General features: G+C 61.5%; 14 protein-coding genes. 12 read left to right on the plus strand and 2 right to left on the minus strand.

The window, feature by feature from the left end; all coding sequences use genetic code 11:
* Nucleotides 1-48: 48 nt before the first annotated feature.
* The 12 genes from J0X19_RS10820 to J0X19_RS10875 all read left to right on the plus strand — a co-directional run bounded on the left by J0X19_RS10820 (nt 49) and on the right by J0X19_RS10875 (nt 18,909).
* A complete protein-coding gene (locus tag J0X19_RS10820) occupies nt 49-876 on the plus strand; it encodes an OB-fold nucleic acid binding domain-containing protein (RefSeq protein ID WP_206984369.1) in 828 nt (275 codons plus the stop codon).
* Between the two features lie 200 nt (nt 877-1,076).
* Nucleotides 1,077-1,769: a response regulator transcription factor gene (locus J0X19_RS10825; RefSeq protein WP_206984370.1), complete on the plus strand. Its 693-nt coding sequence runs from the start codon at nt 1,077-1,079 to the stop codon at nt 1,767-1,769.
* Nucleotides 1,766-3,085, plus strand: coding sequence for a HAMP domain-containing sensor histidine kinase (locus J0X19_RS10830; RefSeq protein ID WP_206984371.1), 1,320 nt, complete (start codon nt 1,766-1,768; stop codon nt 3,083-3,085). Before J0X19_RS10825 ends, J0X19_RS10830 begins: the two co-directional genes overlap by 4 nt.
* Nucleotides 3,086-3,165: 80 nt before the next feature.
* Nucleotides 3,166-3,537: a DMT family protein gene (locus J0X19_RS10835; RefSeq protein WP_206984372.1), complete on the plus strand. Its 372-nt coding sequence runs from the start codon at nt 3,166-3,168 to the stop codon at nt 3,535-3,537.
* An 18-nt stretch (nt 3,538-3,555) separates the two neighbouring features.
* Nucleotides 3,556-4,830 (plus strand): MFS transporter, encoded by a 1,275-nt coding sequence (locus J0X19_RS10840; RefSeq protein WP_206984373.1) that lies wholly within the window; start codon nt 3,556-3,558, stop codon nt 4,828-4,830.
* A gap of 80 nt (nt 4,831-4,910) precedes the next feature.
* Complete coding sequence (locus J0X19_RS10845; RefSeq protein ID WP_206984374.1) at nt 4,911-7,724, plus strand: substrate-binding domain-containing protein; 2,814 nt, start codon at nt 4,911-4,913, stop codon at nt 7,722-7,724.
* A gap of 344 nt (nt 7,725-8,068) precedes the next feature.
* Nucleotides 8,069-11,230, plus strand: a complete 3,162-nt coding sequence (locus tag J0X19_RS10850) for a SusC/RagA family TonB-linked outer membrane protein (RefSeq protein WP_206984375.1) — start codon at nt 8,069-8,071, stop codon at nt 11,228-11,230.
* A 112-nt stretch (nt 11,231-11,342) separates the two neighbouring features.
* A complete protein-coding gene (locus J0X19_RS10855; protein WP_206984376.1) occupies nt 11,343-13,067 on the plus strand; it encodes a RagB/SusD family nutrient uptake outer membrane protein in 1,725 nt (574 codons plus the stop codon).
* A 182-nt stretch (nt 13,068-13,249) separates the two neighbouring features.
* Nucleotides 13,250-14,584: a sugar porter family MFS transporter gene (locus tag J0X19_RS10860; RefSeq protein WP_206984377.1), complete on the plus strand. Its 1,335-nt coding sequence runs from the start codon at nt 13,250-13,252 to the stop codon at nt 14,582-14,584.
* Nucleotides 14,585-14,712: 128 nt separating this feature from the next.
* The gene (locus tag J0X19_RS10865) at nt 14,713-15,597 is read left to right on the plus strand and encodes a carbohydrate kinase family protein (protein WP_206984378.1); all 885 of its coding nucleotides are present in this window, start codon (nt 14,713-14,715) and stop codon (nt 15,595-15,597) included.
* A 46-nt stretch (nt 15,598-15,643) separates the two neighbouring features.
* Nucleotides 15,644-17,209, plus strand: a complete 1,566-nt coding sequence (locus J0X19_RS10870) for a glycoside hydrolase family 32 protein (protein WP_206984379.1) — start codon at nt 15,644-15,646, stop codon at nt 17,207-17,209.
* A gap of 68 nt (nt 17,210-17,277) precedes the next feature.
* Complete coding sequence (locus J0X19_RS10875; protein WP_206984380.1) at nt 17,278-18,909, plus strand: glycoside hydrolase family 32 protein; 1,632 nt, start codon at nt 17,278-17,280, stop codon at nt 18,907-18,909.
* A gap of 197 nt (nt 18,910-19,106) precedes the next feature.
* Here J0X19_RS10875 and J0X19_RS10880 read toward each other — a convergent pair whose 3' ends face one another.
* Nucleotides 19,107-20,903, minus strand: coding sequence for a HAMP domain-containing sensor histidine kinase (locus tag J0X19_RS10880; RefSeq protein WP_206984381.1), 1,797 nt, complete (start codon nt 20,901-20,903; stop codon nt 19,107-19,109).
* Between the two features lie 214 nt (nt 20,904-21,117).
* Entirely contained in the window at nt 21,118-22,290 is a 1,173-nt protein-coding gene (locus J0X19_RS10885) for a sensor protein KdpD (protein WP_206984382.1), read from the minus strand.
* Nucleotides 22,291-22,465: the final 175 nt, after the last annotated feature.

Here is a 22,465-nt window from a genome sequence, read left to right on the forward strand (position 1 = left end):
TTGAGGCAAGCAACTGGAACAACCCCGTTGCGCAACCACTTCTCACCAATGCACAATTCCCTAAAGTCCCACGTGTTGCTTGCCGCTTTCCTGCTCACCGGCTCGGCCACCTACGCCCAAACCAGTACCAGCAGCGCCAAGTCCGACAAAGCTACCCGCAAAGCGGCGCGCACTGCCGCCGCTACCACTCCACCCACTGCCGGCACCCAACTGGCTCCGCCTCCGCCGCCCGCCGGTGGCCCCCAGCCGGGCCGCGGCCTCAGCATGGGCCCCGGCCCCGGCCAGCCAGGTAAGCCCGGCCCGAAGGGCGGCGTGCAAGCCCTCACCACGCTCACCGGCACCCTCACCGACTACTCCGCCGCCAACGACGACCAAGTGTATGATGCCTTCACGCTGAAAACCAGCACCGGCACCGAAACCGTGCGGTTTCCGCGCCACCTGGGCCAGCCACTAATGGCCGCCGCCAAAGCAGGCAGCGCCGTCAGCATCAGCGGCTTCCGCGACACCAATCCAGAGGGTCAGATGGCTTTCCACTTGGTGAACCTAACGGCCGGCGGCCAGACCATCAGCAACCAACGCCCGACCCCGCCTACCACGCCGCCCACCGAGCAAAGTGCCACCGTAAAAGGCACCGTGAGTAGCCTGCGCCAAGACCCCAAAGGCCGCACCCAGGCGCTAATCCTCAACGATGGCACCGTGCTGCGCCTGCCCCCACCGGCCGCCGAGCAGCTCAGCGAAAAGCTGAAAGTAGGGACCACTGTTGCCGCTACCGGCACGCTCCACACCCTGCGCCCCGGCGAAGTAACCGCCCGTCCCGTGCGCGTAGTGCGCGCCGAAACCCTCACGCTAGATGGCGTGCAATTCCTGGTGCAATAACACATTTTCAGCTCGCTACTTTTTGCTACCGCGGAAGTGGCGAGCTGAAACTAGTGTTGAGTTATCCGTTCAACTGGAAGCTGCGTAGGAAGTGGCTCACGGGTTGAGTTGAACAACAGTAAGCAAAACCATACTGTCATGCTAAGCTTATCGAAGCACGACGGTCAATACGTACTACAGGTTCTCATATAAGCTATACCATGCGCGTTTTGGTAGTGGAAGACGAAAGACGGCTGGCTGAATTCATCCGGCAGGGGCTGGAACATGCCGGCCACATAGCCGACGTGGCCGACAACGGCGCTACCGGTTTGGAAATGGCCGCCACTCTCGCCTACGACGTGATTCTGCTGGACCTCATGCTGCCCCGCCAAAACGGCTTCGAGGTGTTGCGCAACCTGCGTGAATTTGGGCTGCGCGTGCCGGTTATCATTCTGAGTGCACTCAGCTCCACCGAGCACGTAATCAAGGGCTTGGATGCGGGAGCGGTGGATTATCTGCGCAAGCCGTTTGAGTTTGAGGAGCTGCTGGCCCGCCTGCGCATTGTGCAGCGCAAAACCGACGCCCCCGCCGAAGCCCTGGTGCTCCGCCTCGCCGATTTGGAACTGGACCCGCTGCAACGCCGCGCCACCCGCGCCGGCCAGGTGCTGCGCCTCACCAACCGCGAGTTTGCCTTGCTGGAGCTGCTGCTGCGCAACCCCAACCGCATCGTCACCAAAACGCGCATTGCCGAGAAGGTGTGGGAAGTGGATTTCGACATGGGCTCCAACGTCATTGAGGTGCACATGTCGCAGCTGCGGCGCAAGCTGGACCGCGCCTTTCCCGAGCTGCCGCCGCTGCTGGAAACAGCCGTCGGCCACGGCTACCGCCTCCACGACCCCGCCGCCGCCCGATGAAGGCGCTCCGTGGGTTGCGGGGCAAGCTGGCCCTGGTGTTTACGGTGGTATTTGGGGTGGTAGCGGCCTTGGCGGCTCTGGCGCAATACCGGCAAGTAGGCCAGGTCCTCGACCAGGGCGACGAGCTGCGCCTGCGGACCCGCGCCGCCGCGTTGCTGGCCCGCGTGGAAGTGGAACCGCAGTTTGTGGTGCCGCTGCCGGGGCTGGGCGAGAAGATGCGGGTGGTGGTGGAAACGCCTGGCCAGCCACCTCAGGAGCTATTTCACTCGCCGGGCTTCTTCGCCACAACCACCACAAACCGCTGGCGCACCGTGGAGCTAACCGAACCCGTACCGGGCAGCAGTCCGCCGCGGCAGGTGCGGCTGTGGCTGGCGCACCCGGCCGCGCCGCTGCAAGCCGATTTGAGCCGGGTGCGGCGCAGCTTGGCGCTAGCATTAGTGGAGAGCTTGGCGTTGGCGGCAGGGCTGGCGTGGGTGGTGGGCGGCTGGGCGCTCCGGCCGTTGCGGCGCATCAGTGCCCAGGCCCGCCGCATCCAGAGCCGGCCCGACGGGGAGCGGCTGCCCGAGCCCGACACCGGCGACGAAGTGCAGGAACTGGCCCGAACCCTCAACCAAATGCTGGACCGGCTGCGGGAGGGCGCGCAGCTCCAAGACAACTTTCTGGCCGCCGCCGCCCACGAACTCCGCACCCCGCTGGCCGTTATGCAAGCCGGCCTGGAAGTCACCGGCCGCGCCCCCGATTTGCCTGCGCACCTGCAACCTATGCTGGCCGTGCAGCTGGACGAGCTGCGGCGCCTGAGCCGTTTGGTTGATGACTTCCTGCTGGTTAGCCGCCTGCAAGCCAATAGCCTACCCCTCACGTTACACCCGGTACCGCTCGACGAGCTGGTACTAAGCACCGCCGACCGGCTACTGCCCCGCTTCCGGGCCGCCGGCCGGCCGCTGCACCTCACCATTGCCGAAGACCTACCCGATTACACCGTGCAAGCCGACACCGACAAGCTCATCACCGTGCTTGGCAACCTGCTGGAAAACGCCCTGCGCCACGCCGTGCCCAACACCGAAGTGCGCATCACCCTGGACCGGGAACCCGACACCGGCTGGCTGTTCGCAGAAGTTGGCAACCACATCAGCCAGCCCCTCGGCGACTTGTCGCGCCTGACGGCGGCGTACTACCAGGCCAACGTGCTCAGCGAAGGTGCCGGCTTGGGCCTATGGCTCAGCAACCGCATTGCCGAGCTGCACGGCGCGCCGCTGCTGTTGCAAGAGCACCACCAATATTTCACCGCCCGGCTGCGTTTGCCGCCCATTGCGTAGCGCCGCCAAACAGAACGATACGCTGCCCGTACAGCAAGCACTGCCTCTTTTTCCGCCTCCCAACCACACTTCACTTCCGCATGAAAACCCTGTATACCATCGGGCTGCTCACCGTTTCCAACCTGTTCATGACGTTTGCCTGGTACGGGCATTTGCAGTTCAAGAAAATCACCTGGCTGCACGGGCTGGGGCTGGTGGGCGTCATTCTGATTAGCTGGGGCCTGGCGTTTTTCGAGTACGTGTTTCAGGTGCCCGCCAACCGCATCGGGTTCGAGGAAAACGGCGGCCCCTTCAACCTGTTCCAGCTCAAGGTAATCCAGGAAGTTATTTCGCTGACTGTCTTCACGCTGTGCGCCGTGTACGTTTTCAAAACCGATAAGCTCGGCTGGAATCATCTGGTAGGCTTTGCGCTGCTGGTGGCGGCGGTGTACGTCATCTTCAAGAAGTGGTAGCCCTGCTGCCCTAGCCTCATGCCTTCTAACCCTAGCGTGCGCAGCCTGCGCGCCCTCGACAGTGTGAACTTCTTCCTGGCCGACGTGCGCGACGGCGTGGGCCCATACCTGGCCATTTACCTGCTCGCTACCCACCACTGGCACCCCTCCGATATCGGGTTGGCCATGTCGGTGTCGGGCATTGCGGGCGTGGTGGCCCAAACGCCCGCCGGGGCCCTCGTGGACCGGCTGCGGGCCAAGCGGTGGCTGGCAGCTATTGCAGCCGCCTTCGTAGCGGCGGGCTGCCTGCTGATGGTGCTGAAAACCACCCTGACCTCCGTAATAACCGGCCAGATTATGGTGGGCGTGGCGGCGGCCGTGGTTGGGCCGGGCGTGGCCGCCATTACGCTGGGCCTAGTGGGCCGGCGCCGCCTCGATAGGCGCGTGGGCCGCAACGAAGCCTGGAACCACGGCGGCAATGTAGTAGCCGCGGCCCTAGCCGGTCTGCTGGGCCACTACGTCGGGCGCGAGTATATTTTCTATTTAGTGGCCGTTATGGCGGTGCTCAGCATCGTGAGCGTGTTCTTCGTCCGAGAAGCGGAAATTGACCACGCTGTGGCCCGCGGTGCCGACGGCCCTGCCGCTTCCGAGGAGCCCACGCCGGACACGGCGGCCACTCCCGCAGTCAGTGGCTTGACGGCCTTGCTGGCGGATAAGCGGGTGTTGGTGTTTTCGTTGGCGGCCGTGCTGTTTCACTTTGCCAACGCGGCCATGCTGCCGCTGGTGGGTCAGCGGCTCTCGGAGGGACATTCTACCGGGGCCTCGTTGTATATGTCGGCCTGCATTATAGTGGCGCAGCTGGTCATGATTGGGTCTACCAGCTGGGCGGGGCGGGCGGCCAGTAAGCGGGGCCGCAAGCCGGTGCTGCTGCTGGCCTTCCTGCTGCTGCCGGTGCGCGGCGTGCTCTACACCCTCTGGGATAATCCCTACTACCTGGTATCGGTGCAGGTGCTGGATGGCATTGCGGGAGGCATCTTCGGGGTGGTGATTCTGCTAGTGGTGGCCGACCTGACCAAGGGCACCGGCCGCTTCAATCTGGTACAGGGCGCCCTGGGCACGGCCACCGGATTGGGCGCGGCGCTTAGCACGTTGGCCGCAGGCTACGTGGTGCAATACCTGGGCTACAATGCAGCCTTCCTGGGACTGGCGGCCATTGCGGGCATGGCCTTGGTGGTGTTCTGGCTGCTGGTACCCGAAACCGGCGACGCTCCCGCCGAAGCTCCGCCTGTGGTACCGGTTCCGGTCCTGCCTTAGCCACAGTGCAACGCAGGTGGGCTCCGCTCTGAAAACTTGTTTAGCTTTGAGATACTCTTGACAGCATAAGAGTAGCCGCCATGAAAGCAACGCCCGGTCATTTGGTCTTCTTCTCTTCGAGAAAACGATTGCACCGGATATTCTGTGCGTATTCGCTGCTGCTGTTCAGCTTATTTGGCGTGCTGGCCGGCTGTTCGCAGCAAAAAGCCACCCCTACGTACCGCATCGGATTTTCGCAGTGCACCAACGGCGACGCTTGGCGGCAGGCTATGCTGGCGGGCATGAACAAGGAACTGAGCTTCTACCCCGAAGTCAGCTTCCGCATGAAGGACGCCAAGTACAACAGCGCCTTGCAGGAGCAACAAATCAAGGAATTTCTGAAGGAAGGCATTGATTTACTGATTGTTTCGGCCAACGAAACCGAGCCGGTTACGCCCATTATTGAGGAGGTCTACAACCGCGGCATTCCGGTGGTTATCCTCGACCGGCGCACTACCTCCAAGCTGTACACGGCTTACGTGGGCGGCAACAACGAGGAAGTGGGCCTCATGGCTGGCAACTACGTGGCCAACCTGCTGGGCCAGCGTGGAAAGGTGCTGGAAGTGCTGGGTGCGCCCGGCACCTCCCCCGCCGTGGATAGGCACCGCGGCTTCACGAAGGCGCTGGCCACTCACCCCGGCGTGCAGCTGGTAGGCGAAGTTAACAGCAACTGGGAGCGGCCTTCGGTGCTGGCCCGGCTGCCCGCCGTGCTACGCCAACACCCCGACGCAGATTTGATTTTTGCGCATAACGACCGGCTGGCGCTGGGCGCCTATCAGGTGTGCAAGCAGCTGGGCTTAAGCCAACGCGTGAAGATTGTGGGCGTAGACGGGCTGCCAGGCATTCATGGCGGGATTCAGCTGGTGCAGGACGGCGTGATTAATGCCACGCTGCTGTACTCGCCGGGCGGTGAGGAGGCCATCCGGACGGCTATGCGCATCCTGCGCAAGCAACCCTACGACAAAGAAAACACACTCGGCACGCTGGTCATCGACTCGACCAACGTGCTGATTATGAAGCTTCAAACCGAGAAGCTTACCAGCCAGCAGCAGGACATTCAGCGGCAGCAGCAGCTTTTGCGCCAGCAGCGCGACACCTACGCCAGCCAGCAAACGGTGTTGTACGTGCTAGCCGCGGCATTACTCGGGGCGGCGGTGCTGGGGCTGGTGGCGTTCCGCGCGTTCCGTGTCAACCGCCGCATCAACCAGACGCTGGGCAAGCAGAACCAGGAAATCAGGTCCCAGCGCAACCAGTTGCAGGAGTTTGCCGAGCGCGCCAAGGTGGAAACCGAGGCCAAGCTGCGCTTCTTCACCAACTTCTCGCACGAGCTACGCACCCCGCTCACCCTGATTCTGGGCCCCGTAGAGGAAATGCTAACCGCCAGCACCACCGACCTGCCCGCCACCCACCGCCACGACTTAAGCCTGATCCGGCGCAACGCCCAGCGGCTGTTGCAACTGGTGAATCAGCTCATGGACTTCCGCAAGATTGACGTGGGCAAGATGCCGGTGCGCGCCACCGAAGGCAACCTGGTGGCTTTCGTGCGCGAAATCATGGACGTGTTCGAGAAGCCGGCCCGGCAGCGCGGCATCAGCCTCCGCTTTTTGCCTGCCGAGCCGGTTATCCGCCTCTGGTTCGACGTGAATATTTTGGACAAGGTGTTCTTCAACCTGCTGAGCAATGCCCTGAAATTCACGCCCGACCGGGGCCAGATTACGGTGAGCTTGCAGCTGGTGCCCGCCGAAAACAGCGTGCGGGTGAGCGTGGAAGACACCGGCCGGGGCATCTCGGAGCAGGACCGGGCGCACATTTTCGAGTGGTTTTACCAGGGGCAGCAGTCGGCGGCGCGGGGCTCGGGCATGGGGCTGGCCTTGGCGCTGGGCCTCACGCGCCTGCACCTCGGGCAGCTCACGTTCACCAGCCAGCCGGGCCAGGGCAGCACGTTCGTCGTGACCTTGCCGCTGGAACTGCCGCCGGCGCTGAAGCAGCTGGATGCCGCGCCGCAGGTTACGCCGGCTTTTGCCCTGGAAGAAGGTATTGCTGCCGCGCCCGCCACCGTGGGTGAGTTGCCGACGCTGGCCAGCAGCGAGGCGCTGGTGCTGGTGATTGAAGACAACCCCGACGTCAATGCCTTCCTCACCCAAAAGCTGCAACCGCATTTCCAGGTCAGCTCGGCTTTCGATGGAGCCACAGGGTTGCGCCTCGCCGCCGAGTCTATTCCCGACCTGATTGTGTGCGACGTGATGCTGCCTGAAATCAGTGGGCTCGACGTGGTGGCCCAGCTCAAAGGCGACTGGCGCACTTCGCACATTCCGGTGGTGCTGCTCACGGCCCGCAACGCGCCCGAGCAGCAAGTGGAAGGCGTGCAAGCCGGCGCCGACCTCTACCTCACCAAGCCGTTCAACCCTACCTTCCTGCTCGAAAGCCTACGTACCCTGCTGGCCAACCGCGACAAAATGCGCGAGCATTTCCGGCGCGAGCTGAGCGTGGATACGGTGACGGTGGCGCCCCAACGGGTTGACCAGAAATTCCTGGCCGACCTCACCGCCATTGTGGAAGCCAACCTCGGCCGCTCCGATTTAAGCGTGGAAGATGTAGCCCGCAGCCTGGGCATTTCCAGGGTGCAGTTGTACCGAAAAGTGAAGGCCGTGCTCGGCACCGGCGTCACCGATTTCATCCAGGGCATCCGGCTCACCAAGGCCCGCCAGCTCCTCCTCGACGACGAGCAAACCATTGCCGAAGTGGCCTACCAGTTGGGCTTCTCGTCGCCGTCTTACTTCTCCACCAGCTTCAAGGCACGCTACCAAGTGTCGCCCTCCGAGTTTCGGGCCCTGCACACCACGCCTAGCGTGTGAATCAAAAGTTGAAATCGGGTATCATTATCGAAAGCGTCGCCTGAAATAGGCGACGCTTTTTTCGTTTATACTATTCTATATCAACGTGTTACACTTCAATTAAATCATGTGTAAATATTGAAAGACTTTGAGTGATTAAAGCAAGACGTAGGCTGGATTTCCCGTGACCTTTGGGTATCGATTTAGCCATGAAAACAACTCCCGCTCCTTAGTTCGTCGCCGCGCCGCTCGTTGCTCTCGCCCTTACACGGGCCAGGCAGCGGGCGGCGCGACGGTGCTGTACGGTAGCCGCGGCTGCCTGCCGAACCCCACTTTCCACAGTCTTTCTTATCCACTCAATTCCCATGAAACATACTGTACCCTTGCTGCGGCAAGCCGTCGGGCTGACGTTGCTTTCCGCCCTGCCGCTGGCCGTTGCCACCCCCGCCCAAGCTGCCGCACTTACCGCCGCTGCCGAGGCCGGCACGCTGGCCGACGTGACCATCAGTGGCCGCGTAACCGACGACAAAGGCGGCGCGCTGCCGGGCGTGACGGTGGTGGTGAAAGGCACGACCATTGGCACCAGCACTGGCCCCGATGGTGACTTCAAACTCACCGTCCCCGAAGGCGCAACGCTGCTCGTTTCCTACATCGGCTACAAACCCCAAGAGGTACCTGTAACTGGCCAAACCACCTTCACCATTGCGTTGGTTACCGACGCGGCGGCGCTGGATGAAGTGGTGGTGACCGGCTACCAAACCCAGCGCAAAGCCGACCTGACCGGCGCGGTGGCGGTGGTGAAAACCGAGGAAATCCGGGACATGGCCTCCAACGACGTGACCCGCAACCTGCAAGGCCGGGTGGCCGGCGTGCAAATCAACTCCGACGGGGCACCAGGCAGTTCGGCCACAGTGCGCATCCGCGGCATTGGCACGCTCGGCAACAACGACCCGCTCTACGTCATCGACGGTATTCCGACCCGGGAAGGCATCAACCAGATCAACCAGAACGACATCGAGAGCATCCAGGTGCTCAAGGATGCCTCGGCGGCCAGCATCTACGGTTCGCGTGCTTCCAACGGCGTGATTATCATCACCACCAAGCGCGGCAAGTTGGGCGCTACCAAGGTGGACTTCTCGACCTTCTTCACGCTCCAAACGCCGGGCCCGCACATCAAGCTACTCAACACCCTAGACTACGGCCGGGTGTACGGCCAGGCCGCCATCAACGACGGCACCACGCCCAGCTTGCCCTACTACAACTTCCAAACCAGCATCGGCGCCAACGGCCGCCCGGTACTGAACGGCGTGACCGTGCCGGAGTTCATTGACGCCAACCGCACCCAGCGTGCCGCCGATACCGACTGGTTCAAGGAAACCCAGCAGAACGCCCTCATTCAGAGCTACAACCTGAGCGTGAGCAGCGGCGGCGAGCGGGGCAGCGCCTTGTTCTCGGTGAACTACTACGACAACTCCGGCACCCTGAAATACTCGGGCTTTGATCGGTACACAGCTCGCCTCAACACCGACTACAACTTCTTGAACGGCCGCCTGAAAATCGGGGAAAACCTAACGGTGGTGAAGTCGCAGCGGGCCGAGTTCGATTTGAACCTGGTGCGCGACCGGACTACGCAGCTGCCCTCTATTGTGCCGGTGCGCACCGTGGATGGTGTGGGCTGGGGCGGCCCGGTGGCGGGCATGAGCGACCGGGACAACCCGCTGCGCCTGCTCACCGACAACAAGCAGAACCGCTCGAATACGGGCCGGGCGTTCGGCAACTTTTTCGCCGACGCCGAAATCCTGAAGGGCCTGCACGTGCGCAGCAGCTTCGGCATCGACTACAGCATCTACAAGTTCCGCCAGATCTACAAAACCTACCAGGCCGGCTTCCTGTCCGAGCAGAACAACCGCGTAACGGTGAACGACCGGTTCTGGGGTAACTGGGTGTGGCAGAACACGATAAACTACGACATTCTGCTGGGTGGCAAGCACCAGCTTGGCGTGCTGGCCGGGGCCGAGCGCATCAGCTACTACGACGAAAGCTCGTACGCCTCGCGCACCAACTTCGCCAGCGAAGACCTGACCTACGCCTACCTCGATGCGGGGGCGGCCAACAAAGACAACGGCGGCGGCGCCACGGCCTACCGGCTGGCGTCCACGTTCGCCAAAGTCAACTACTCGTTCGCCGACCGGTATTTGCTCTCGGGTACGCTGCGGCGCGATGGGTCGTCGCGGTTTGGGCAGGACAACAAGTTCGGGGTGTTTCCGGCCGTATCGGGCGGCTGGCGCTTGAGTGAGGAGGCGTTTGTGAAAGACAACACGCCGATTTTCACCGACTTGAAGCTGCGCGCCGGCTGGGGCCAGACCGGCAACCAGGACATTGCCAACTTCGCCTCGCGCGGCCTGTACCAGTCGCTGCTGGGCACCATCGACCCGAACTTCGAGTACGACCGGGGTACTGCCTACGACATCTACGGCAACGACATCAACCTGCCTTCGGGCTACCGCCGCTTCCAGCGCGCCAACCCGGCTTTGAAGTGGGAAACCACCACCCAAACCAACGTGGGCGTGGACTTCGGGCTGGCGCAAAACAAGCTCTCAGGCTCGGTCGACTACTTCGTGAAGAACAGCAAGGACATTCTGGTGAACCTGCCCTACCTGGCCGTGGTGGGCGAAGGCGGCGACCAGTATGTGAACGGCGCCTCCATCCAGAACAAAGGCTGGGAGTTCGTGCTCGGCTACCAGAACGAGCTGTCTAACGGCCTGACCTACAGCATTTCAGGCAACCTCTCGACGTACCGCAACAAGCTGACCTACCTGCCCGACGAGGTGATAAACGCCTACGGCGGCAACGGCCAGGACGTCACGCGCCTGGGCCACTCCATCAACGCGGTGTACGGCTACGTGGCCGACGGTATTTTCCAGAACGAAGGTGAGGTAACCGGCCACGCCACGCAGATTGGCGCTGCGCCCGGCCGCCTGCGCTACAAGGACCTGAACGGCGACGGCCGCGTGGACAACTTCGACCAGACCTGGATTACGGAAGGCGTGCCCGATTTCAACTACGGCCTCAACCTGGGTGCCGGCTTCAAGGGCTTCGACGTGCAGATTTTCTTCCAGGGCGTACAGGGCCTCTACGCCTACAACAACGCCAAATTCCGGACCGACTTCTCGTCGTTGGCTTCCGGCGAAAACTGGGGGGAGCGGCTGCTTGACGCCTGGACACCAACCAACACCAGCTCCACCATTCCGGCCGCCACGCTTATCAACACCAACAACGAAGGCCGGGCTTCCACCTACTTCATTGAAAACGCTTCTTACATGAAGCTGCGCAACTTCCAGCTCGGCTACTCGCTGCCGAACAGCCTGTTCAGCAAGGTGAAAGTGCAGGGCGTCCGGATCTACGTGCAGGGTCAGAACCTGTTCACGGTGAAAAGCAAGGAGTACACCGGCGCCGACCCCGAAGTAACCAACTACCAGTACCCGGTGCCCCGCATTTTCTCCACCGGCCTCAACGTTTCTTTTTAGTGCTTAGTGCCTGGTTATTAGTGCTTAGCCCGTTCAACGAACGATGCTTCAAACACGAAAATCAGCACTAGAAAACCAAGCACTAAGCACAAACAACTAAGCACGAAACTCCATGAAATTCTTTAAACCTACCATACTTGCCTTGTCGCTGCTGACTTTTGCCTCTGGGTGCAACGATGAGAAATTCCTGGATGTGCAGCCGATTGGCGCCCTGAGCGACGAGCAGCTGAACACCCCAGGCAACATTGAAAAGCAGGTTATTGCGGCTTACTCGCAGCTGGGCAACGACGTGTACCGCGCCCCCTACACCAGCATGTGGCCCTACGGCAACGTGCGCGCCGGCGACGCCTACAAGGGCGGCAACGGCACCGCCGACGTGGACGCCTTCCACTTTTACGAAACCTTCAGCTTCAACCGCGTGGACGTGGGCAACACCGACGAGCTGTGGTTCCTGATTTACATCGGGGTGTCGCGCTGCAACGATGCGTTGCGCCGCCTCGATGCCATAGACGCCGCCGCTATGCCCACCAAGGCGGTGCGCCAGGGCGAGGTGCGCTTCCTGCGTGGGCACTTCTACTTCATGCTCAAGGAGTTATTCAAGCGGGTGCCCTACATCGACCAGACCATCCCGACCGACCAGTACGGCACCATCTCGAACGTAGCCTTGAGCAACGACGAGCTGTGGACCAAGATTGCCGATGACTTCCGCTTTGCGGTGGCCAACCTGCCGGATACCCAGCCGGAAATCGGGCGGGCCAATAAGTCGGCGGCGCAGGCCTACCTGGCCAAAACGCTGCTCTACCAAGCCTACGTGCAGAGCGACAACCACGCCGTAACGAGCATCGACCAAAGCAAGCTGAACGAAGTGGTGACGCTGACCAACCAGATTGCCGCCTCCGGCAAATACTCCCTGCACCCCGACTACGCCACCAACTTCCTGACCGTGGGTGACAACGGCACGGAATCGGTGTTTGCCATCCAGTTTTCGCGCAACGACGGCACGCCCAAGGGCCGCACCGACCGGGGCAACTGCCTGAACTACCCCATGAACCCCGACTACGGCTGCTGCGGGTTCCACCAGCCTAGCCAGAATCTGGTGAATGCCTACAAAACCGACGCCCAGGGCTTACCGCTGTTCACCACCTTCAACAACTCGGACCTGGTGACGCCGGCCGACTTCCAGGCCAACACCGTGGACCCGCGCCTCGACCACACGGTGGCTATTCCGAGCCACCCCTACAAGTACCTGCCCACGTTTGTGTTTGCCACCTCGTGGCTGCGCGACCAGAACACCTACGGCGTGTATATGTCGATGAAGGAGACGGTGTTGCCTTCCGACCCGAGCTTCCAGAAGACGCCGCCGTTCATGACCTCCTCGAAGAACTGGACCATCATCCGCTACGCCGACGTGCTGCTCTGGAAAGCCGAAGCCCTGATTGAGCTGGGCCGCCAGGCCGAGGCGCTGCCCATCATCAACCAGATCCGGCAGCGCGCCGGCGCCAGCACCGCCCGCCTGAAAAACGCGGCCGGCGGCAACACCTCCAACTACCGCATCGGCCAGTACCCCAGCACCGGCTGGACCCAGGCCTACGCCCGCGAGGCCCTGCGCTACGAGCGACGGATGGAGTTTGCCCTGGAAGGCTACCGCTTCTTCGACCTAACCCGCTGGGGCATTGCGGCCACCACGCTGAATACGTACTTTAACGTAGAGAAAACCAAGCGCCAGTACCTGCAAACCGCCCGCTTCACCCAGGGCCGCGACGAGTACCTGCCGATTCCGCTCAACCAAATCAACTTCAGCAAAGGCCTGTACCAACAGAACCCCGGCTGGAACTAAGGTTCTAACTCCCCTCCTTTTTTCAAGGAGGGGTGCCCGAAGGGCGGGGTGGTTAGCTAGAGCTAAAGATTAGAGTTAGCAACTGTTCAACGAGTTTACCACCCCGGCCTGCGGCCACCCCTCCTTGAAAAAAGGAGGGGAGCTAACACTAGCCTTTGGCGCTACCATACATTCAAATTCCCATGAAAAACAACGTATTCTTTTGGTCCCTGGTGGTGGCGCTGGGCGGCTTCTTGTTCGGCTTCGACACCGCCGTTATTTCCGGGGCCGAAAAAGCCATCCAGCAGCTTTGGGGGCTGAGTTCGGTGGAACACGGTTTTACCATTGCCATTGCGTTGATTGGTACCGTGTTCGGGGCCATCTTCGGTGGCATTCCGTCCGATAAGTTGGGGCGCCGCCAGACCTTGATTTGGATTGCGGTGCTGTACTTTGTGTCGGCGCTGGGCGCGGCTGTTACGTCTAGCTGGGTGGCGTTTATGGTGTTCCGGTTTTTGGGCGGGCTGGGCGTGGGAGCTTCGTCGGTGACGGCGCCGCTTTACATTTCCGAGGTGTCGCCGGCCGAGAAGCGGGGGCAGATGGTGGCTATGTTTCAGTTCAACATCGTGTTCGGCATTCTGGCCGCCTACCTCTCCAACTACCTGCTCACCGGCGTGGGCGAAAACGACTGGCGCTGGATGCTAGGCGTGCAGGCCGTGCCGGCCGCGGCGTTTTTCCTGCTGCTGTTCCGGGTGCCCGAAAGTCCCCGCTGGCTGCTGGGCCAAGGCCGCGTAGAGGAAGGCCGCCAGGTGTTCCAGCAAATCAACCCCGCCACCGCCGACCAGGAAGTAGCCAACGTATTGACCTCCAACGCTTCTGACGACGCCATGGTAGGCGGCAAATCGTTGTTTGCGCCCCAGTACCGCACCCCGGTTATCCTGGCCGTGCTGTTTGCCGTCTTCAACCAGGTGTCGGGCATCAACGCCATCATCTATTTCGCCCCGCGCATTTTCGAAATGACGGGCTTAGGCCAGGGAGCGGCCTTGCTGTCGTCGGCGGGCATTGGGCTGGTGAACTTCGCCTTCACGCTGCTGGCCCGGCAGGTCATCGACCAGTTCGGGCGCCGCAAGCTGATGCTGATTGGCTCGTTTGGACTGATTGCCACGCTGGGCCTGGTGTCGTGGGCGTTTTACACCCAGAGCTTCAGCGCCTTGAACGGCATGCTGGTACCGGTGCTGCTGTTCGTGTACATAGCGTTTTTCGCCTTCTCGCAGGGCGCGGTTATCTGGGTGTTCATCTCGGAAATCTTCCCTAACACGGTGCGGGCCAAAGGGCAGGCGCTGGGTTCCAGCACGCACTGGGTAATGGCCGCCATTATTGCCTTCGCCTTCCCGCCTCTGGCCGAGAAGCTAGGCGGCGGCCACACCTTCGCCTTCTTCTGCGGCATGATGGTGCTCCAACTGCTCTTCGTGTGGCGCATGATGCCCGAAACCAAAGGCACCAGCCTCGAACAGCTGGAAAAAACGCTCGTTATCCATTAAAGGTGAGATGGTGAAGTGGTGAACTTGTGAGTTGACGTTCTGGCGGCGCGTTTTGCGCCCTAGACCCAACTTCGGCCCGCTACCCCCTTCCCAAACTCACCATTTCACCACTTCACCATCTCACCACTATGCCAATAGCCTGCTTCGGCGAAATTCTGTGGGACGTGCTGCCAACCGGCAAGCAGCCCGGCGGCGCGCCCTTCAACGTAGCCGTCCACCTGCACCAGCTCGGCCAGTCCGTAGACCTGATCAGCCGCGTCGGCGACGACGACCTGGGCTCGGAACTCCTCGATTTTGTAGCGTCCAAAGGCCTGCGCACCGACTACGTGCAGCTCGGCAAAACCCACCTCACCGGCGTGGTAAAAGCCAACGTAGACGACGCCAACGAGGTAACGTACAAGATTGTGCAGCCCGTAGCCTGGGACTACATTCAGTACGAAACGGAGCTGGAAACCCTGGTAGAGCAGGCCGAGGTGTTTGTGTTCGGCAGCCTCGCCGCCCGCCAGGCCGGCACCCGCGAAACGCTGTACCGCCTGCTGGAACACGCCAGGTTCAAGGTGTTCGACGTGAACATGCGCCCGCCGCACTACCACAAGGAAGTGGTGAAATACCTGCTCGAAAAAGCCAATCTGGTGAAGATGAATCACCACGAGCTGGCCGAAATCATGGCGTGGTTTGGCGAGGAAACCGACCGACCCACCGCCATGCGCTGGCTCGCCAACCGCTTCGATTTGCAGGCCGTATGCGTAACCTGCGGCGCCGATGGCGCCCTGCTCTGGGCCAACGGCCAGCTGTACCGCTCCCCCGGCGTATCGGTGGAAGTAAAGGACACTATAGGCAGCGGCGACTCGTTTCTGGCGGCGCTGCTAAAGGGCTGGCTGGCTGGCCAGGAACCCGGCGACATGCTGCGCTTCGCCTGCGCCACCGGCGCGTTGGTCGCCACCCACCAGGGTGCTACTCCTGCCTTCACCGAAACAGATGTGCAGGAACTGCTGGCTGCGCAGGCAGTGTAGCTTCCTGTCTGATTCCAGGACATTCATTTCTCACTCCCCGTCCCCTATGAAATACCCGCTTCTCCTGGCGCTGGCCGCGGCCAGCCTTGCCGCGTGCAATCCTGACGCCAAAACCACCGACACGGCTACCACGGCCCCCGCTACTACGGCAAATGCCTCGGCTGATTCTTTGCCGCCCGCCACGCCGCAGTACCGCCCGGCATATCATTTCAGCCCGGCCAAGATGTGGATGAACGACCCCAACGGTATGGTGTACCTCAACGGCACCTACCACCTGTTCTTCCAGCACCACCCCGACGGTATGGAATGGGGCCCGATGCACTGGGGCCATGCCACCAGCAAGGACCTGGTAACGTGGCAGGAGCAGCCCATTGCGCTGTATCCCGACTCGCTGGGCTGGATTTTCTCGGGAAGCGCCGTTATCGACAAGGACAACACGGCCGGCTTCGGCCAGAACGCCATGGTGGCCATCTTCACTCACCACAGCTCTCCCGAGGAGAAGAAGAAAACCAACAAGCACCAGTACCAAAGCCTGGCCTACAGCCTTGATGAAGGCAAAACCTGGAAGAAATACGATGGCAATCCGGTGCTGCCCAACCCCGGCATTCAGGACTTCCGCGACCCGAAAGTGAGCTGGAACGAGGTAGCCAAGAAATGGGTGATGACCTTGGCCACCAAAGACCGGATTACGTTCTACTCGTCGGCTAACCTGAAGGACTGGACCAAGCTGAGTGAGTTTGGCGAGAAGCTGGGGGCTCACGGCGGCGTGTGGGAGTGTCCTGATTTGTTTCCGATGACGCTGAACGGCAAAACCCACTGGGTGTTGCTGGTGAGCATCAACCCCGGCGGGCCCAACGGTGGCTCGGCCACGCAGTATTTTGTGGGGCAGTTCGATGGCAAAACGTTCACCCCCGCTACCACCACGCAGAAATGGGTAGACTGGGGCAAGGATAACTACGCCGGCGTAACCTGGGCCGGCACCGGGGCCCGCAAAATCTTTCTCGGCTGGATGAGCAACTGGGAGTACGCCAACCAGGTGCCCACCTCGCCCTGGCGCAACGCCACCACCGCCCCGCGCGACCTAACCCTCAAGCAAGTCGGCCCGGAAATCTACCTGACCTCGACGCCGGTGAAGGAGCTAGCCAAGCTGGCGCAACCGGGCCAGACGCTAAGCAACCTGACGGTGAAGCCAGAGTTGAGCCTGAACGACAAAATCCCGGCTTTGGGACAGCAGTTTCAGCTGAAGATGAGCACCAAGCAACTCCAGGATTTTGCGCTGGTGCTCGGCAACACCAAAGGCGAGGAGCTGGTTATCGGCTACGACAAGCAAGCCAACCAGTACTACATCGACCGGAGCAAAGCCGGCCAGATGGCCTTTAGCGACAAGTTTGCCGGCCGCCACCCCGCCCCGCGCCTGGCCACTGGCCCCGCCGCCGACCTCACGCTACTCTTCGACGCCACTTCGGTGGAAGTGTTTGCCGATGGCGGCCTGACCACCATGACCGAGCTGTTCTTCCCCACGCAGCCCTACACCACGCTCAAGCTGAAATCGAGCAGCGGCCTCACGCTGGACAATCTGATGTACACCAGGTTGAGTCAGGAAGCGAAATAGCCTTTCCACGGAAGCCCAGACCCCACGGTCTGGGTTTTTTCTTTTCCAACCTTCCAATTTCCACCACTATGAACACCTGCTTTTCCCCGCTGGGAAAGGCCGGGCTCCTCGGCGTGTCGCTACTATTGGGTAGCTGCGCCAAGGAAACGGCCGTTCCCGCCACTGCGCCCACGGCGGCGCCCACCAGCAGCGCCTTGGTCTGCGGCCCGCGCCCCGAATCGTCGGACTACCAGCTCTACCCGCTCGGCGACCAGCTAGCCCCCATCGGCGACGTGATGCCCTACTTCGATTCGGCGGCTAATGCTTTCAAGGTGTACTACCTCAAAGACATCTGGAACGACGCCACGCACCAGCGGCATCCGTGGTGGGGCCTGAGCACCAGCAACTTCGTGAGCTACGCCGGGCTGCCGGTGGGCGAGGCGCTGAGCTGTAGCACCCAGGGCTGCGAGCAGGATTACGCGCTGGGCACGGGCAGCATCACCAAGAAGGGCAGCACGTATTATGCGTTCTACACCGGCCACAATCCCAACTATCCGTCGGCGTGCGTGAGCCGCAAGGAGGGGGTGATGCTGGCTACTTCGCGGGGGTTGGGGCAGAAATTTGTGAAGGACCCGAGCTTTACCACCATTTACGCGCCCACCGGGCAGGGCTTCGATGAGCAGGACAACTTCCGGGACCCATTCGTGTTTCGGGATGATGCCAGCAACAGCTACCACATGCTGGTTTCGGCGCGCAAGAACGTGAACGGCACCTGGCGCGGCATCATTGCCCGCTACACCTCGCCCAACTTGAAAAGCTGGACCTACGCTGGCATCCTCTACGACGGCGGGGCCACCAACTACTTCATGCTGGAAACGCCCGAGGTTTTCAAGCTCGGCGACACGTATTACCTGCTGTTTTCCGACATCGACACCAAGCACGTGTATTACCGCAAGGGCCCCAGCGCCACTGGCCCCTGGAGCCTGCCCACCGGCCCCGACCGTTTCGAGGGTAACGGCATCTACGCCGCCAAAACCGCCGCCGACAACTACGACCGGTACCTATTCGGGTGGACCAACCGCCTGGGCGGCAGCACCGATGGCGGCAACTGGCAGTGGGGCGGCAACCTGGTGGCTCACAAGCTCTACCAGAAAGCCAACAAGGACCTGGCCGTAACCATCCCGCACACCCTCAAAAACCACCTGGAAGCCCAACCCGAGCCGCTTACCAAGGACAGCCAGTGGGGCAACGTCACGAATAGCATCCCGAACACGCACTCGTACACGCTCAGCAGCCCCGCCAACCAGGACGTGGCCAACGTGCTATTCAACCCCGTAGCTCCGGTGCGCTACAAGTTGCACGCCACCGTGTCGTACAGCAGCGCCAACAAGGATTTCGGCTTCTTCCTGGGCGCCTGCGACGGGTACGACGACGTGTACAGCCTGCGTTTCGTGCCTGGCCAGCAACGGTTCAGCCTGGACAAAACGCGCCGCTCGGCCCTCACCACTACCACTGTTGCCACCAACGACGCACCGTTCCCGCTCGCGCCCAACACCGAGTACAACGTGGATATCGTGTTCGAAAACTCGATGGTAGTGGTGTACCTCAACAACGAGGTGGCGCTCAGCTCCCGCATCTACCGCGCCGCCGGCACCTCCTGGGGCATCTTCGTCGACAACAGCACCGCCACCTTCAAGAACATCACCGTCACCAAGCCCTGAGGGCCCCAACTTACTAAGGTCGTCATGCTGAGGTTGAACGGTGTAGAGACGCGACACTTCGCGTCTCGGCGTTGCTGATGTTGTCTACCTGGACGGACCAAACGGCGCGGACGAGGAGACGCGAAGTGTCGCGTCTCTACACCGGCAGGCATACAATGTATGATATGCTTCGGCTGAGCCTATGACAGCTTTTTTGCTTAAGCATCCGCTTTACCGGCCACGGGCAGCGTGAAAACGAACGTACTGCCGGCGCCTAGTTCACTGCTTACCCAGAGTTGGCCGCCTTGGCTGGCAATGAACTCGCGGGCAATGCTGAGGCCCAGGCCCGAACCGCCTTTGTAGCCGTTCTTATCAGGAATCTGGACGAAGCGCTGGAAGATTTTTTCCTGGTACTGCGGCGCGATGCCGGGGCCGTTGTCTTGCACGCTCACCTGCACCTGCTGACCATCAGGAGCGAGGGTGGCGGCAATGCGGATTTGCTCCTGCTCGGGCGAATAGCGGATGGCGTTGGCTAGCAGGTTGAGCAGCACCCAGGTGGTTTTTTCGATGTCGGCGCGGACGGGCGGCAGGTTGCCGGGTACTTCCAGGGCGAGGCGGAGTTGCTTGGGCTTGAGCTGGAGCTGAATGGTATCGGCGGCGAACTGCACGATGTCGTGCACGTGGCTAGGCTGGAAGTTGAGCTGGATGTTGCCGGACTCCAGGCGCGATACGTCGATTAACTCGCCTACCAGTTTCAGCAGGCGCTGGTTTTCCTGCTTGAGGGTCAGCACAATGTTCTGCTGCTCGGGGTTGAGCGGGCCGACTTTGCCGTTTTGCAACAGCTTCAAGCTGAAGTTGATGCTGGAAAGCGGCGTTTTCAGCTCGTGCGACACGGTGGCCAGGAAGTTGGATTTGGCTTGGTCTAGCTTCTTGAACTCCGAGATGTTGCGCAAGGTCAGAATGGAGCCAACAAATTCGTTTTTGTCGAGGGCTTGGTTGAACCCCACTACATCGTGCACGCTCAGGCGGTAGTACGCTTCTTCGCCTTGCTGCGCGATGGTAAGCAAGGGCGTTTCCTGCTCGCGCTTGGGCGGCGGCACATCCAGGTGGCGCAGCATCTCCCGAAACAAGTCGTTTTCGTTGGCTACCTCGTCTACCCGCCGGCCGAGCAGCTGGGCAGCCGGCACCGCCAGTAAGGCGCTGGCCACCGGATTGACCACAATGAGGCGCCGGTTCTGGTCGACCAGTAACAGGCCCTCATCAAGGGTATTGACGATGCTGGCTACCCGGTTGCGCTCGGCCATGAGTTCGGCCAGCGTGGAAGTGCGGTAGCTTTGCAGCTGCACCAGCATCCGGTTGAAGCTCCGGCCCACGGTGGCCAGTTCGTCGTGCCCTTCCACCGGAATCGAGGCCGTAAAATCCTGGTTGGCGGCGTGGTCGATGCTGGCGGAGAGCCGGCGCAGGGGCACCACGGCCGCTTCGGGCACACTCAGCACAAACAACAGCGAGGTCAGGACGGCGAAGGTGAGCAACGCCAGCACGTAGCGCCGCTGCCGCAGGGCGGTGCGGTTGGCGGCTTCGTTTTTGCGTGTGAGAGCCTGCGTGTTCAGGTTCATCATGGCGTAGGTATCGCGCCGCAAGCGCCCAACGGCCTGGTTCCAAAGCTGGGCCGAGGTGGTATCGGAAGCTAGTAGCTGATTGAAATTCCCTACATCCTGAAACAGATTATCTACCGCCTGCTGCTCGCCGGGCTCCGTTACGTTGCCAGCCTCCCGCGCCAACAGTTTCTCGAAAAGCGGTTGGGCCTGCGGGGCTCTTACGTTCGCGCCATACGCCATCTGGTCCAGGGCGCTCAGCATCTGCTGGCCCAGCTCCACTGAGTACAGGTTGTCTTTGAGCACGTTGCGGGCGGTGCGGTCCAGCTGGTTCAGCGAGTAGAGCATGAAGGCACTCACTCCCATCAGCAGCAACAGCATGGTTGCAAAAGCCAGCGTGATTTTGGTTTTCAGGGTCATGAGTTGAATTAGGGGCTTAGATACAAGAACGTGTCATGCTGAGCTGGTCGAAGCATCTCGCGTGCTGGCTGCCGATTGATACCCAACGAAGCGGTAGAGATGCTTCGACCAGCTCAGCATGACGATTGGTTTGGCAACGTCAGCGCGCGAGATGCTTCGGCTGCGCGGACGCCAGATGAGCATGACACGTTCTTTTCGGGTGTAGAAACCACCATCAGTACGTGACCAGGTAAATATCCAGGTCCTGGGTGTGGCGGGCAACTTGCCGGATCAGGTCGTTGGTGACGCCACGGCGGGTAAGGCGGGCCCACCAGTTTTTGCTGCCCGTCACGCCGCAGATTAGCAGCGAAACGTTTTTTTCGGCGGCTACGCGCCTTACTTCCGTTACCACATGGTCGGCTTTCACCCGCAGAATCTGGCCGCCTAACTCGGTAGCCAGCTGCAAGTTATTGATGAGGTGGCGCTGGGCCGCCAGCCCTATCCTATCAGCCGATTCGGCGGGGGTTTGCACGTAGAGCACGTACCACTTGGCCCCGCCGAGGCGGTCGGCGAGGCGGGAGGTTTTGCGGATGATTTCCTTGGCGGCCCGTGCGTTGGTATTGATGCAGGCCAGCAGCCGGTCGGCGTTGCGGCGCTGGGGCGCTACGGCAGAGGCACCGCCCGCATCGGTTTCAATCTGGCGGCCGAGTTGGTTGGCTACTTCCCGCAGGGCTAACTCGCGTAATTGCAACAGGTTTTCGGGCTGGAAGAAGTTCTTCAGGGCCGAGGGCACCTTTTGCGGGTCGTAGATTTTGCCTTCCTCCAAGCGGGTGCGCAATTCCCCTACGGTGAGGTCCACGTTCACCACCTCATCGGCCAGCTTCAGCACTTGGTCGGGCACCCGCTCCTGCACGTCGGTGCCGGTTATTTTCTGCACCTGGTCGTGCAGGCTTTCCAGGTGCTGCACGTTGACGGCCGAAATCACCGAAATACCGGCCTTCACGAGCTGCTCCACGTCTTGCCAGCGCTTCTCGTTGAGGGAGCCCGGCACGTTGGTGTGGGCCAGCTCATCGACTACTACCACCGAGGGCCGGCGCTGCAAAATGGCCTGCACGTCCATTTCTTCCAGCATCCGGCCCTTGTAGAAAATCTGTTTGCGCGGCAGCGTCGGCAGGCCTTGCAGCTGCGCCTCGGTGCCGGCCCGCCCGTGCGTCACGACGTACCCCAACACCACATCTACGCCGTGCTGGAGCAAGTCGTGGGCTTCTTGCAGCATGCGGTAGGTTTTGCCCACGCCCGCCGCCAGCCCGATGTATATTTTCAGCCGCCCGCGCCGCCGCTCCTGCACCAGCCGCAGAAACCGCTCGGCAGATTGGTCGCGTTGTTGGTCGTCAGTGGAGGGAGGCATAATGTGGGTTTCGTTTTTAACGGTCATGCTGAGCGCAGTGCAACGAAACCGAAGCATCTGGCGTGCTGACGTTGTATATATTCAACGGTGTAGAGACGCGACCCTTCGCGTCTCGGCGTCCGCGCCGTTTGGTCCATTCAGGTAAACAACATCAGCAACGCCGAGACGCGAAGTG

Source organism: Hymenobacter telluris (assembly GCF_017313265.1).
Taxonomy (GTDB): Bacteria; Bacteroidota; Bacteroidia; order Cytophagales; family Hymenobacteraceae; genus Hymenobacter; species Hymenobacter telluris.

What these genes read in the sequence shown, in the direction of transcription:
- J0X19_RS10820 (WP_206984369.1), top strand. Translation starts at nt 49, where the DNA reads ATGCACAATTCCCTAAAGTCCCACGTGTTGCTTGCCGCTTTCCTGCTC.
- J0X19_RS10825 (WP_206984370.1), top strand. Translation starts at nt 1,077, where the DNA reads ATGCGCGTTTTGGTAGTGGAAGACGAAAGACGGCTGGCTGAATTCATC.
- J0X19_RS10830 (WP_206984371.1), top strand. Translation starts at nt 1,766, where the DNA reads ATGAAGGCGCTCCGTGGGTTGCGGGGCAAGCTGGCCCTGGTGTTTACG.
- J0X19_RS10835 (WP_206984372.1), top strand. Translation starts at nt 3,166, where the DNA reads ATGAAAACCCTGTATACCATCGGGCTGCTCACCGTTTCCAACCTGTTC.
- J0X19_RS10840 (WP_206984373.1), top strand. Translation starts at nt 3,556, where the DNA reads ATGCCTTCTAACCCTAGCGTGCGCAGCCTGCGCGCCCTCGACAGTGTG.
- J0X19_RS10845 (WP_206984374.1), top strand. Translation starts at nt 4,911, where the DNA reads ATGAAAGCAACGCCCGGTCATTTGGTCTTCTTCTCTTCGAGAAAACGA.
- J0X19_RS10850 (WP_206984375.1), top strand. Translation starts at nt 8,069, where the DNA reads ATGAAACATACTGTACCCTTGCTGCGGCAAGCCGTCGGGCTGACGTTG.
- J0X19_RS10855 (WP_206984376.1), top strand. Translation starts at nt 11,343, where the DNA reads ATGAAATTCTTTAAACCTACCATACTTGCCTTGTCGCTGCTGACTTTT.
- J0X19_RS10860 (WP_206984377.1), top strand. Translation starts at nt 13,250, where the DNA reads ATGAAAAACAACGTATTCTTTTGGTCCCTGGTGGTGGCGCTGGGCGGC.
- J0X19_RS10865 (WP_206984378.1), top strand. Translation starts at nt 14,713, where the DNA reads ATGCCAATAGCCTGCTTCGGCGAAATTCTGTGGGACGTGCTGCCAACC.
- J0X19_RS10870 (WP_206984379.1), top strand. Translation starts at nt 15,644, where the DNA reads ATGAAATACCCGCTTCTCCTGGCGCTGGCCGCGGCCAGCCTTGCCGCG.
- J0X19_RS10875 (WP_206984380.1), top strand. Translation starts at nt 17,278, where the DNA reads ATGAACACCTGCTTTTCCCCGCTGGGAAAGGCCGGGCTCCTCGGCGTG.
- J0X19_RS10880 (WP_206984381.1), bottom strand. Translation starts at nt 20,903, where the DNA reads ATGACCCTGAAAACCAAAATCACGCTGGCTTTTGCAACCATGCTGTTG.
- J0X19_RS10885 (WP_206984382.1), bottom strand. Translation starts at nt 22,290, where the DNA reads ATGCCTCCCTCCACTGACGACCAACAACGCGACCAATCTGCCGAGCGG.